This is a genomic window from Vibrio sp. Y42_MX_L11 (assembly GCF_024181785.1).
Taxonomy (GTDB): domain Bacteria; phylum Pseudomonadota; class Gammaproteobacteria; order Enterobacterales; family Vibrionaceae; genus Vibrio; species Vibrio diabolicus.
Window position 1 is genome coordinate 234,208 of sequence record NZ_JAMZAP010000003.1, and the last position, 13,064, is coordinate 247,271.

General features: G+C 45.0%; 12 protein-coding genes. All 12 read left to right on the plus strand.

Annotated elements, in window-relative coordinates; genetic code table 11:
• Positions 1-356 precede the first annotated feature (356 nt).
• Complete coding sequence (gene proV / locus NL643_RS04750) at positions 357-1,544, plus strand: glycine betaine/L-proline ABC transporter ATP-binding protein ProV (RefSeq protein WP_253643996.1); 1,188 nt, start codon at positions 357-359, stop codon at positions 1,542-1,544.
• Between the two features lie 4 nt (positions 1,545-1,548).
• Complete coding sequence (proW, locus tag NL643_RS04755) at positions 1,549-2,640, plus strand: glycine betaine/L-proline ABC transporter permease ProW (protein WP_253643997.1); 1,092 nt, start codon at positions 1,549-1,551, stop codon at positions 2,638-2,640.
• Entirely contained in the window at positions 2,633-3,640 is a 1,008-nt protein-coding gene (gene proX, locus NL643_RS04760; RefSeq protein WP_005393392.1) for a glycine betaine/L-proline ABC transporter substrate-binding protein ProX, read from the plus strand. The genes proW and proX overlap by 8 nt, the downstream gene beginning before the upstream one ends.
• 216 nt (positions 3,641-3,856) lie before the next feature.
• Positions 3,857-4,468, plus strand: coding sequence for a thermostable hemolysin (locus NL643_RS04765; RefSeq protein ID WP_253643998.1), 612 nt, complete (start codon positions 3,857-3,859; stop codon positions 4,466-4,468).
• Between the two features lie 80 nt (positions 4,469-4,548).
• Positions 4,549-6,108, plus strand: a complete 1,560-nt coding sequence (locus NL643_RS04770; RefSeq protein WP_253643999.1) for an AMP-binding protein — start codon at positions 4,549-4,551, stop codon at positions 6,106-6,108.
• 25 nt (positions 6,109-6,133) lie between these two features.
• Positions 6,134-6,817 (plus strand): TenA family transcriptional regulator, encoded by a 684-nt coding sequence (locus NL643_RS04775; RefSeq protein WP_164666126.1) that lies wholly within the window; start codon positions 6,134-6,136, stop codon positions 6,815-6,817.
• Between the two features lie 8 nt (positions 6,818-6,825).
• Complete coding sequence (locus NL643_RS04780) at positions 6,826-7,620, plus strand: SDR family oxidoreductase (RefSeq protein ID WP_253644000.1); 795 nt, start codon at positions 6,826-6,828, stop codon at positions 7,618-7,620.
• A 14-nt stretch (positions 7,621-7,634) separates the two neighbouring features.
• The gene (locus tag NL643_RS04785; RefSeq protein ID WP_253644001.1) at positions 7,635-8,270 is read left to right on the plus strand and encodes a hypothetical protein; all 636 of its coding nucleotides are present in this window, start codon (positions 7,635-7,637) and stop codon (positions 8,268-8,270) included.
• Positions 8,271-8,273: 3 nt separating this feature from the next.
• Positions 8,274-8,930, plus strand: a complete 657-nt coding sequence (locus NL643_RS04790; RefSeq protein ID WP_005393404.1) for a response regulator — start codon at positions 8,274-8,276, stop codon at positions 8,928-8,930.
• The gene (locus NL643_RS04795) at positions 8,920-10,332 is read left to right on the plus strand and encodes a HAMP domain-containing sensor histidine kinase (protein ID WP_243327229.1); all 1,413 of its coding nucleotides are present in this window, start codon (positions 8,920-8,922) and stop codon (positions 10,330-10,332) included. Before NL643_RS04790 ends, NL643_RS04795 begins: the two co-directional genes overlap by 11 nt.
• 186 nt (positions 10,333-10,518) lie before the next feature.
• Positions 10,519-12,468 carry an LTA synthase family protein gene (locus NL643_RS04800; RefSeq protein ID WP_253644002.1) on the plus strand — a complete coding sequence of 650 codons (1,950 nt, stop codon included), beginning with the start codon at positions 10,519-10,521 and terminating at the stop codon, positions 12,466-12,468.
• Between the two features lie 142 nt (positions 12,469-12,610).
• Complete coding sequence (locus NL643_RS04805; protein WP_253644003.1) at positions 12,611-12,976, plus strand: VOC family protein; 366 nt, start codon at positions 12,611-12,613, stop codon at positions 12,974-12,976.
• The last annotated feature ends 88 nt before the right edge of the window (positions 12,977-13,064 follow it).

Here is a 13,064-nt window from a genome sequence, read left to right on the forward strand (position 1 = left end):
AACACCTAACCCAGTTCGCAGAATAAAACTCCAATTAAAAATTAGAGCTCTAACGTTTTTAAATATAGACCTCTAATCTATTTCTCCTTATAGCTATGCAGGTGGGCTGAGTTGAAATGTACTAAAAACTTCAAAATAAATTCAAACCAATGTCATGGAAAAGTTACGCAAAGACAAGACTAACCATAAGTATCTATTTTTGTTAATAAAAACACCATTTAGCCACACCTACTTAATTGTTCATTGTATGCACATAAAACCCAGTTAACCGAACCCCATTCGTTGAAAGTTGAACTAAAATTAATTAGAGTACAAATCGTTAAACAGTTATAAACACACAAAAAAGGACAGATAACATGGATCCCATACTGGAAGTTAAGGGACTGTATAAAGTGTTTGGAGAAGACCCAGAAAGAGCCTTCTCGCTTATCGAAAAAGGTATCGATAAGGATGGTATTTTTGAACAGACAGGTTTAACAGTCGGCGTAAACGATGTATCTCTCACCATTAACGAAGGTGAAATTTTCGTAATCATGGGGCTTTCTGGTTCGGGAAAATCTACTCTCGTTCGACTCCTAAACCGACTCATTGAGCCAACGAAAGGCAGTGTTTATCTCAAAGGGAAAGATATTGCCCATATCTCTGAAGACGAACTTCGAAAAGTTCGTCGCAACAATATCTCAATGGTTTTCCAAAGTTTCGCGCTTATGCCTCACATGACGGTGATCGAAAACGCTGCATTCGGTTTAGAACTTGCTGGCATTGATGTTAATGAACGTCAGAAAAGTGCCCTTTCCGCCTTGGAAAGAGTTGGCTTAGACCCTTATGCAGAATCTTTCCCTGACGAATTATCCGGTGGTATGAAACAGCGCGTGGGTTTAGCAAGGGCATTGGCTTGTGACCCAGACATTCTATTAATGGACGAGGCGTTTTCCGCTTTAGACCCATTAATCCGTTCTGAGATGCAGGATGAGCTTATTCGTCTACAAAACGATGATAAACGCACAATTGTCTTCATCTCTCATGATTTGGACGAAGCAATGCGTATTGGTGATCGTATCGCCATCATGCAAAACGGTGAGGTTGTTCAGGTTGGCACACCTGATGAAATATTGCACAGCCCAGCAAATGATTATGTTGAAGCATTTTTCCGCGGCGTAAACATCGCAAGTGTCTTGACAGCAAAAGATATCGCTCGCAAGAAGCCAGCCGCCGTCTTTAAGAAATCGGAAAATGATGGCCCGGGCTCTGCGATGCAGATTCTGATGGATCATGACCGTGATTACGGCATTGTCGTCGATAAATCTAGCCGATATTCCGGCATCGTGTCTCTTGACTCACTACGTTTGGCTCACAAAGAAAACCGCTCTCTAGCCAGTGCTCAATTGACGGATGAAGTCACTCTTCAGCCAGAGCAGTCAATCAATGACATTTTGGGACTAGTTGCAGGCGTTCCTTATGCCGTACCTGTCGTTGATGAGCAAGGTACTTACTTTGGTGTCGTGACTAAATCACGTCTTCTACAAACACTAGATAAGGATTAACACGATGTCCTCAGAGCAAACTAACAATGATCCCTGGTCGAATACCGCTCCTGCACAAGATGATCCTTGGTCACAAGGTGCAGGTGCTGACGCTGCCCCAAGTAATGACTGGTTAAGCTCAGAAACTGTAGAGCAAGCGCCATTCGACATTATGAACCCATTCCAAGATGCGGTTCTACCACTTGATAGCTGGGTAGAATCGGGATTGAACTGGTTGGTGGAACATGGTCGCCCTGTTTTCCAAGCAATTCGAGTTCCAATAGACTTTATTCTTACCTCGTTTGAAACTGCTTTGGTGTCCACACCTGCGCCCATCATGGTGCTCATTTTATTTTTGCTGGCGTGGCAGTTTTCCAATGTAAAACTCGGTTTTTCAACGCTTATATCCCTTGTTTTTATCGGCCTAATTGGTGCGTGGTCACAGGCGATGACAACGCTCGCACTGGTTTTAACCGCCGTCTTCTTCTGTTTGCTTATCGGGCTACCGATGGGGATATGGTTGGCGAGAAGCCAAACCGCAGCCAAATTTGTTAGACCAATACTCGATGCAATGCAAACGACCCCCGCGTTCGTTTATCTAGTGCCAATCGTTATGCTGTTCGGTATTGGTAACGTTCCAGGCGTTGTAGTAACCATCATTTTCGCACTGCCTCCCGTTGTGCGCCTGACTATTTTAGGGATTCAGCAAGTACCTGAAGAGCTGATCGAAGCGGGCCACTCTTTCGGGGCAAACAAAAAACAGATGCTTTACCGCATCCAATTGCCATTGGCGTTACCAACGATTATGGCAGGGGTAAACCAAACCTTGATGCTTTCACTTTCTATGGTAGTGATCGCTTCAATGATTGCGGTTGGCGGCTTGGGCCAAATGGTACTTCGTGGTATCGGCCGACTTGATATGGGTCTTGCTGCTGTCGGTGGCTTAGGCATCGTAATTCTTGCCATTTTATTAGACCGTATTACCCAAGTATTAGGGGTTAATGCGGGTAACACCAAGCTTCGCTGGTATCACACAGGTCCTGTTTCATACCTATTAAAACTGAAAACAAAGACGAACCAAGACGATCTAAAACTTAGGAGAAACATCAATGAATAATTCATGGAAGAAAGCGCTCTCTGTTGGAGCTCTAAGTACTATCGCATTTTCAACTTATGGTGTGGCAAGCGAACTACCGGGTGAAGGTGTGACTGTTCAGCCAGTTCAATCAACCGTTGCAGAGGAAACGTTTCAAACATTGATCGTAAACCGTGCACTTGAAGAGCTTGGTTACGATGTAAAACCAACTAAAGAAGTGGATTACAACGTAGGCTATACCTCTATTGCTAAAGGCGACGCTACTTTCTTAGCAGTAGGTTGGTTCCCTCTTCACGCCGATAAGTACACAATGTCTGGCGGTGATGATAAGTTTTTCCGCAAAGGTCAATATGTAAGTGGTGCTGCGCAAGGCTACTTGATCGATAAAAAAACCGCTGAAAAATATGGCATCACAAATATTGGTCAATTAAAAGATCCAAAACTGGCCAAGCTTTTCGATGCCAACGGTGACGGTAAAGCGGACTTAACAGGTTGTAACCCAGGTTGGGGTTGTGAAATGGTCGTTGAGCATCAGTTGGATGCATTCAAGCTTCGTGACACAGTAACGCACAACCAAGGTAACTACGCTGCGATTATCGCTGACACGATTTCTCGTTACAAAAAAGGCGATCCGATTCTTTACTACACTTGGACACCTTACTGGGTAAGCGGCGTCTTAGTTCCGGGTAAAGATGTTGTTTGGTTAGAAGTGCCATTCTCTTCACTTCCTGGTGAGCGTAAGGACATCGACACAACACTAGAGAACGGTAAGAACTACGGCTTTGAGATGAACTCTATGCGCATCGTTGCGAACAAAGAGTTTACTGAAAAGAACCCAGCAGCAGCGAAGCTGTTTGAAATCATCAAGCTAAACATCAATGATGTTAGTGCGCAGAATATGATGATGAGCCAAGGTAAGAACAGCTCAGCAGACATCGAGTCTCATGTAAATGGCTGGATCAAAGCGAACCAGAAGAAGTTCGACGCATGGGTAGACGAAGCTAAAAAAGCAGCCATGTAACCGACACGACCATTAAAATACGTGACACCTAACTTTAGAGCCAACCGATCACATCGGTTGGCTCTAATTTTATTCACCGTAGTAAAAAGGGTTACAACAATATTGAGCCCTGCTCCCAAGTATTTTCTTAAAGTTTCTACTTAATTTCATTCCTTAAGAGTTTCTTAAGTTTCGCGTTTTATTTTGTTGATATCCAATCAAACAAAGGAAGCGCTCATGAAACACCATGCACAAATTTCTGCAGATGGCTTTACTTTAGACATCGTCTATCCAATGCATCCGCTTTGGAGCCAAGTTATCGAGCATGTTTCTCAGCGTTATCAAGAAGCATTCTTTGCCGAGCTGAAACAATTTATGCCGGCGTATTTAACCCTCATTGAAGGCGCTCAAATTATTTCCGTATGCGGCTTTCGCATCGCCGAAGATGAGCCCTTGTTCCTTGAACAGTATTTGGAAGACGACGCCCAAAAGCTGGTTTCTAACGTATTTAACTGCGACGTAAAACGTTCGAACTTAGTGGAGTTTGGTCACTTGGCATCTTTCGCTAAGGGCATGTCATCTCTGCACTTCTACCTGATCGCAGAAATGCTGGTCAATCTCGGTTTTGAATGGTGCATCTTCACCGCGACAGATCCACTTCACGCCATGATGGCGCGCCTAGGATTGGAGCCTCATATCATCGCGCAGGCCGATCAAAACAAAGTCCCCGATGCCGAGTCTACTTGGGGGTCATACTACGAACATCAACCGCGTGTGTTAGCTGGCAATCTGCAAAAAGGACTCGAGCGTCTTCGATTAGTCCAAGAAAGAAAACGCAAACAAGCCTAGATAGAAAAGTAAACGTCGTTAAAACCGCAAACACAACCACAACCACTTGGTTAAACACAACGCCAGAATATAGGTGATGTATGAATATTCTCCTCGATGCCATTACAAAATGGGCAAAAACGACACCAGATCGAGTAGCACTTGTCGGCTACGAAGCGAATCAAACCGTTGAACTGACTTACTCTGAATTGTTAAACAAGATCGAACTCGTTGCCGCCGAGCTTATTGCACAGAACATCAAAGCACTCGCGCTACGCGCAGAAAACAGCATCGATTGGGCCATTGTTGATTTGGCGGCGATGGCGGCAGACATAGTCGTCGTACCTATTCCGACTTTTTTCTCTGATGCACAAGTTGAACATACGTTAGAGCAATCAGGCGTCGATGCTTTAGTTGGCGATTGGCAAGCATGGTTGGCTTCTCATCCTAAGCAAAGCTTTAACCAGCAAGACCATCCGTTTTCCATTGCAAATTTGCCTTTGCTGCGTCGTAACCAGTTGGGAGATGAAGGTACACAGGTAGCTTATCTACCAGAAACCGGAAAAATCACATTTACGTCTGGCTCGACTGGTCAGCCTAAAGGCGTGTGTTTAAGCAATGATCATTTGTGTTTGGTGGCGAAGTCGCTCGCCGATGCAGTAAACAGCGCGGCGCACTCGCACTTAGTGCTGCTTCCGTTATCGACGCTTCTCGAAAACATAACCGGTGTTTATGTACCACTCATGTTGGGCGTGACGTCATATATTTTACCCGGAGAGCAAACCGGCCTACTCGGTTCAAGCCAATTCGAACCGCGTTTGTTTGCACAAGCATTAGTGACCATCAAACCAGAAAGCTTAGTGCTAACACCAGCTTTATTGCTTGCGCTCATTCACATCGCGAAACAGCAGCCCTCTCTTGTGGATTCTCTAAAATTTGTCGCCGTTGGCGGCGCAAGAGTGTCGTCGCAACTGATTAACACCGCGCATGCGCTGAACATCCCTGCGTTTGAAGGTTATGGCTTGTCTGAATGTGGCTCCGTCGTTTGTTTGAATACACCAGCCACATTTAAAGCAGGAACGTGTGGCAAACCGCTTCCCCACGCTCAGATTCGTATCGCGGAAGATGGTGAACTGCTCGTCAAAGGCAACGTTGCTCTTGGTTATTTGAATGAACCGTTTACTCAAGAATGGTTAGCGACTGGCGACTTAGCCCAAATTGACGCACAAGGTTTTGTCACTCTCTCGGGGCGCAAGAAAAACCTTATTGTCACCGCGTATGGCAGAAATGTCTCACCGGAGTGGATTGAATCAGAAGCGTTGGCGTTTTTTCCGATGACGCCACTGATCGTTACAGGCGAAAGCCAACAAACATTATGTGCTGTCATTGCCAATAGCGAAGACGTCGAAGCAAAGGTTCATGCATTAAACCGAACCCTACCCGATTATGCTCAAATCCGAACCTTATTGCTGCTGGACAACCCACGAGCCATCTCTGGTTGGTACACGGATAACGGCAAGCTCAAACGAAATCAAATCGAACATGATGTGGCTCAGTTATTAGCGAGCACAACGCCTGAATTAACGCTGCAAGCGCAAAAGATCCAACGCATCGCTTTGCCCTTCCAGCAACACATTACGTCTTTCCAAACTGCATCTTAGTTAACGGCTTCTTAAGGAGAAGGTTATGACTTTATTTTTCGAACAACTCAAACAAAGCACTACCGCTGCTCAACAAGCAATGTTAACTGCGCCAGTCATCGCAGACGTTCAACAAGGCAACATTTCCAAAGATATGTATATCGCCTTTCTAACCCAAGCTTACCATCACGTTAAGCACACTGTTCCCTTGCTGATGGCGTGTGGAGGCAGACTATCTGGCGAATACGAATGGGTACGAGATGCCATTGCCGAGTACATCGAGGAAGAGAAAGGCCATCAAGAATGGATTTTAAATGACATCAAAGCGTGCGGCGGCGATGCCGAAGCAGTGCGCAACAACAAAGATGTAGGCCAAGTTGGTGCGCCGATTGAATTGATGGTTTCCTACCTTTACCACAACATTGACCGCCACAACCCACTCGCGCTGTTTGGCATGGTGTGGGTATTAGAAGGCACCAGCGTCGGCATTGGTGGCCAAATGGCAGAAAAAATCCAGTCAACGCTAAGCCTACCGCCTTCAGCAATGACTTACCTAATTTCACACAGCGTGTTAGACCAAGATCATCTGCAATTTTTTGAATCACTGATGAACAAAATCACCAAAGTGGAAGATCAACAAGTCATCATCGACTCCGCAAGAATGGTGTTCGCATTGTACGGACAAATGCTGCGCTCTTTGCCTTCCTTCTCAACCCAACAAGCGGCGTGAGGTGAGGCATGAACATTAACAACAGCACCATTCTCCTGACAGGCGCAACGGGTGGAATTGGGCAAGCCATCGCGCAAGAGTTAGCAAAGCGCGGTGTCAGCCTCATTCTTGTTGGACGAAACGAAGAAAGCTTGCAAGCACTACAGCGTGAACTGTCAAATCCAGAACGTCATGACGTAGTCGTTGCAGACATCACCTCATCAGAAGGATTAACAACGATTAAAGATCGAGCGCGTCAACATCAAAAAGTGGACGCACTGATTAACAATGCGGGTAGCAACGATTTCTCGTTGTTAAGCCACAAACGACCAACGCAGATTGCAGACGAAATCCAACTCAATCTCGTCGCGCCGATGCTGCTGTGCCAGTCGGCGTTAACGTGGTTAAAACAGCCTGGGGTGATTCTCAATATTGGTTCAACATTCGGCTCAATTGGCTACCCTGGCTATACCTCCTATTGCGCGGCAAAAGCGGGATTGCACCGGTTTACCGAATCGCTCGACAGAGAGCTGTTCGCAACCGGAATCAGTGCGCTGTATTTGGCACCAAGAGCGACAGAAACCTCACTCAATAGCGATGCCGTCAATGAAATGAATCGACAACTGGGTAACAAAACGGACTCGCCGCAAGTTGTAGCCGATCACGTTGTCACCATGTTGGAAAAAGAAATTTCCGCGAAATGGATTGGTTGGCCAGAAAAGCTTTTTGCTCGCATCAATCAATTGCTTCCAAGTGTGGTTTCTTCTGCGATTCGTAAGCAACAAGAAACCATTCACCAGTACGTAAACCGAGTCAGTCACTGAAGAGGACATGGACGATGAATACCAAACAACTACTTTGCGCTTTGACGATTTGTTCAACGTTAGCTTCGACCGCTGCGTTGGCAGGTAATGCTCCACTGCAACAGGTTCAAAAGAAATGGGCGGAATGTCAGTACAGCACGCCTGACGATGACGAAAAGGAACAATGCTTCCATCGCGCGATTGCCAAAACCAGTATTTATCTCGACAGAGAACCCGGCAATCCCGAACTCACTGTTTGGCTGGCAATCAATAAAGCATCGCTGGCTGGTGCTCAAGGTGGCTTAGGTGCACTATCACTCGCCAAAGAAGCCAAATCTTTACTCGAAGGGGTAATTGCAACGTCTCCGCAAACGCTTGATGGCTCTGCATACACCAGTTTAGGTTCTTTGTATTACAAAGTTCCGGGGTGGCCAATTGGCTTTGGTGATGACGATAAAGCCGAAGAAATGTTGAAAAAAGCGTTAGAGATCAATCCAAAAGGCATCGATCCGAACTATTTTTATGGAGACTTCCTTGCAGAAGAAGGTCGAGACAAGGAAGCGAAAGTGTATTTTACTCGCGCAATGCAGGCGTCACCTCGCCCTGACCGACCTTTGGCGGATAAAGGTCGAAAACTGGAAATTGAAGCGACTCTTGGGAGACTGAAATAAACCATGCGCTTATTACTCGTAGAAGATGACAAACTACTCGGTCAATCCATGGTGACTTCATTAAGTCGCCATGGGTACACCGTGGATTGGGTGGAAAAAGGGTCTGGCGTGACTAGCGCACTCAAAACAGAAGCGTTCACTGCCGTGATTTTGGATCTCACTCTCCCCGATATCGATGGATTGGAAGTTCTGCGTAATATTCGCAAAGGCGGATTTAAGCTCCCAGTGATGATACTTACCGCACGAGACGACATTCGCGATCGCGTTCAAGGCCTCGACGGCGGCGCAGATGACTACCTCGGAAAACCGTTTGCACTCGAAGAGTTGCTCGCTCGCTTGCGTGTGTTGATTCGCCGTCAATCCGGTAGTGCAGAAGAAATCATTCAAGTTGGACAGTTATCTTTATCCTTATCGGAACAAAGCATTCGCTACGATGACGCGCCGCTTAAACTCACACGCAATGAATTTAAAATCCTCACCAGTTTGATGACGAACGCCGGACGCGTGCAAAGTAAGGAGCAATTGCAACAATCACTACACGGCTGGGATGAAGGTTCAAGCGACAACGCTATCGAAGTTCATATTCACAATTTGCGTAAAAAAGCGCCCAAAGTGGTCATTAAAAATATTCGCGGTGTGGGGTACATTCTTGAAAGATAAGAAATCGTACTCGATCAAACGTCAGTTAACTCTATCAGTCGGCGTGTTGGTAAGTGTTCTCTTACTCATCTCACTTTATTTCAGTTTCCAATCTGCGAAGCACGAGGTCGAAGAAGTTTATGACGCTAGGCTTGGACAATCCGCAAAATTAATGTTGCTGACGCTCTCAATTTCAACGGAAGAGAGGACTCTCGCTAACCATCGAGAGTTATTTAATGAGTGGATGGAAAACATTGAGTCAATATCAAAGTCTGACGATGACAATGTCACAAAGTTCGGCCACCCTTATGAACAAAACTTGGTTTTCCAATTCTATCGAGACAACACACTAATCTGGAGCTCTGATCAAAGCTTGCACGCACTCTCTACGTCCTTTGATAATAACGGCTACGCTGATATCGTAAAAGACGCTACACAATGGCGTACATTTCAGATTTCACTACCACAAACAAAACATGATAATGAATACGTCGTGGTTGCAGAAAAATACAAGATACGTAAAGAGATCATCCACGAAATTGCCCTATCCACATCAATAGAACAATTGCTGATACTACCAACTTTGTTGCTTTTGCTGTTTTGGTTGATCGATAAACACTTCCGACCGATTAACGACCTGCGCACCGCCATCACACAAAGAAACGTACACCGATTAGATCGCATTCATGTAAAAGACAACACCGTTGAACTCGCACCACTTGTCGATTCGCTCAACTCTCTCCTCTCTGAACTAGAGTTAGCCTGGCAAAGAGAGAAACGCTTTACACGTGCTGCAGCGCATGAACTAAAAACCCCACTAACAATCCTTCGTCTTAACGTAGAAAATGCACTTGAAAGTAATGATCCGGAGCAACTGAGAGGAGATTTACACAACATTCTGCAAGGCATTAAACGCACTGACCGCCTTATCCATCAGCTACTGACTTTAGCTAAAGTAGATAGCTTATCAGAACGTGTATTCGACACCGTTGAGCTAACCCCTTTGTTGCAAACCGTTGTTGCTGATTTGGCACCGTTAGCATTGAAGCAGAAGCAAGACATCAGTTTATCATCTTCCAACATCGCTATATCCGGTGATCGAATGTTGTTAGAGGTGTTATTTCGTAACCTCGTCGATAATGCGATTCGTTACTCCGGCGAGCACAGTGACATACAAGTCAGCCTCACTGAGAACAATAATACAATCAAAGTCTTAATTTCCGATACTGGTCCAGAAATCCCGAAAGAAACTCGTGAAAGAATCTTCGAACAGTTTTATCGGGGTCATTCCGAACATGGCGACGGTGCGGGTTTAGGGATGTCAATTTGCAAAGACATTACAGCACTACACCGTGCAACACTTGAGCTCATTCCCAGAGAAAATAGTAGGAATACGTTTGTCGTCACTTTCCCAAAGTGCTAACAAAAGCGATACAGACCATAACCTGTTTAATTTATGTTCCAGCCGAACATGAGCTTCATTCCACACTTACATAGACATACCAACACTTACACTACTCGACCATAAACCCACATTATAATTCACGTTTATTTCACGCTTGCTTTGTTAAAAACAACACAACATAACAATTAAACTATTCGAATAAATATGAAAAACTTATCTAAGGGCTCTGTGTGGGGGCCTTTGCAGCCAATTGCTGCTTTTTCTTTGTTTTCACTTATATTTTTGTCTATCTCACGCGTTTTGCTCGCCTTTTGGCAACTTGATCGAATTGACTCTTTCAACGACTTAATTTACATCCTAGGCCAAGGCTTACGCGTAGACATTGCAACATTGTGCTGGTTATTCATCCTCCCTGCACTGCTTTCAGCCCTAATGCCATTAAACGGCAAGATTGGGCAATACTGGAAATGGATATTGCGCATATGGATGGTTTTAGGGCTTTGGATTCTCGTGTACATGGAACTGGCAACGGCACCATTCATTCAAGAATATGACCTACGCCCAAACCGTCTGTTTGTGGAATACCTTATCTATCCGAAAGAGGTCATGGGCATGCTTTGGACTGGCTATAAGCTAGAGCTGTTTATTGGCGCGTTAGGCACGGCATTAACTCTAGTTTTGGGTTGGAAGTGGAGCAAAAAACTGACCGACAATGCACAGCAGATCAACTGGAAATGGCGCCCACTATTAGCCATTTTTGTTGTGCTTCTTGGTGTTGCAGGCGCACGCTCGTCTTTAGGCCACCGCCCACTAAACCCAGCCATGGTGGCGTTTTCTAACGATCCACTGCTTAACGACTTAGCATTAAACTCATCTTACTCACTGCTGTTTGCTGTCAACAGCATGAAGTCAGAAAAAAGCGCAGAGCAGTTCTACGGCAAGATGGATAATCAAAAGATGCTGGAGCTAGTTCGCGCTTCGTCAAAAAAGTCCGACTTTGATCCAACATTGCTTCCAACCATGAACAGTAACCCCGCGACTTACCATGGTAAACGTAAGAACTTAGTGATCTTGCTACAAGAGAGCTTAGGAGCGCAATTTGTGGGTTCTTTGGGTGGTCTGCCTCTTACGCCAAACCTGGATGAACTCATGGCTGAAGGTTGGCAGTTCACGCAAATGTACGCAACGGGTACTCGTTCTGTTCGTGGTATCGAAGCCGTAACCACGGGTTTTCCACCATCCCCTTCTCGCGCAGTGGTGAAACTAAGCAAAAGCCAAACAGGCTTCTTTACCATCGCAGACTTACTCAAAGCACAAGGCTATCACACGCAATTTATTTATGGCGGTGAAGCAAACTTCGATAACATGAAAACCTTCTTCTTCGGTAATGGTTTTGATCAAATCGTCGAAGAAGATGATTACAATAACCCAAGCTTTGTTGGCTCTTGGGGGGTCAGTGATGAAGATTTATACAACAAAGCAGACGAAGAGTTTGAACGTCTTTCAAAAAGCGACAAACCTTTTTTCAGCTTAGTTTTTACGTCAAGCAATCACAGTCCTTATGAGTATCCGAAAGGTAAAATTGAGCCATACGATTCCGAACACATGACGCGTAACAACGCGGTGAAATATTCAGATTACGCTTTGGGTACGTTCTTTGAAAAGGCGAAAAACTCATCCTACTGGGATGATACTATTTTCATTGTCATTGCAGACCACGATGCCCGCGTGTCTGGCGCTAACTTGGTTCCGGTTAAGCATTTCCACATTCCTGCCTTGATCATTGGTAAAGACATTCAACCACGTAAAGATGACCGTATCGCAAACAACATAGATATGCCGCCTACGCTGTTGTCTCTTATTGGCGTAGACGCCAAAACGCCGATGATTGGTCGTGATTTAACGAAACCACTGGCTCGCGAAGATGAACGCGCAATGATGCAATACGACAAAAACTTTGGTTATTTAACGCGTGGCAACCTAGTTGTGCTTTCTCCTGGTGAAAAAGTGTCGACCATGGAATACGACTTTGAAAGCCAAACCATGAAACCGCTAGAAGTCGATGAATCCGTTATTGAACGCGCAAAAGCAAACGCATTGTTTGCATCTAAGGCGTATCAAAACAACTGGTACGCTTCGAAACGTACCAACTAATATCCGCTGATTCAGTTAAAAAGGAGCCAAATGGCTCCTTTTCTTTATTCTTACACTCTCCTTCGAATCTTCTACTGACAAAGCCTGTCTTACCCTTCCGTTAGATTCAACCTCATACTTCTAGTAAATTGAGAAACAGACCATGCTAACTATCAATTCATTCGTCCTCTATGTTGAGGACATCCACGTAAGCCAAGCTTTTTACTCGAAACTGTTTGATTGTGAGGTCACGTTTTTGTCTCCAACATTTGCTTCTATGCCACTCGCAAATGGCTTAAAACTGACACTCAAGCAAAGTGATGTTCTTTCCCCTTCCAGCGACATCAAAGGTGGTGGCACCGAGTTATCATTTGCAGTGCGCAACCGCCATACGTTAGAGCACGTTTACAACAGTTGGAAAAACATGGGCGTTGAGTTTGCTCAACCACCAAGGACTTCGGTGTATGGCTTAAATTTTGTGGCTACCGATCCGGATAAACATCGCATTCGCGTTTTCATTAATGAATAAAAATGCGTTAAAAATGCTTTTTACCCATTCCCAATGTGACTTCAATAAATTAGACTCAGGGAAACATCAAAAGCTGCGTTGTATATAA

Coding starts and splice junctions, on each gene's coding strand:
- proW (WP_253643997.1), top strand. CDS start 1,549: ATGTCCTCAGAGCAAACTAACAATGATCCCTGGTCGAATACCGCTCCT.
- NL643_RS04775 (WP_164666126.1), top strand. CDS start 6,134: ATGACTTTATTTTTCGAACAACTCAAACAAAGCACTACCGCTGCTCAA.
- proV (WP_253643996.1), top strand. CDS start 357: ATGGATCCCATACTGGAAGTTAAGGGACTGTATAAAGTGTTTGGAGAA.
- NL643_RS04805 (WP_253644003.1), top strand. CDS start 12,611: ATGCTAACTATCAATTCATTCGTCCTCTATGTTGAGGACATCCACGTA.
- NL643_RS04790 (WP_005393404.1), top strand. CDS start 8,274: ATGCGCTTATTACTCGTAGAAGATGACAAACTACTCGGTCAATCCATG.
- proX (WP_005393392.1), top strand. CDS start 2,633: ATGAATAATTCATGGAAGAAAGCGCTCTCTGTTGGAGCTCTAAGTACT.
- NL643_RS04765 (WP_253643998.1), top strand. CDS start 3,857: ATGAAACACCATGCACAAATTTCTGCAGATGGCTTTACTTTAGACATC.
- NL643_RS04785 (WP_253644001.1), top strand. CDS start 7,635: ATGAATACCAAACAACTACTTTGCGCTTTGACGATTTGTTCAACGTTA.
- NL643_RS04780 (WP_253644000.1), top strand. CDS start 6,826: ATGAACATTAACAACAGCACCATTCTCCTGACAGGCGCAACGGGTGGA.
- NL643_RS04770 (WP_253643999.1), top strand. CDS start 4,549: ATGAATATTCTCCTCGATGCCATTACAAAATGGGCAAAAACGACACCA.
- NL643_RS04800 (WP_253644002.1), top strand. CDS start 10,519: ATGAAAAACTTATCTAAGGGCTCTGTGTGGGGGCCTTTGCAGCCAATT.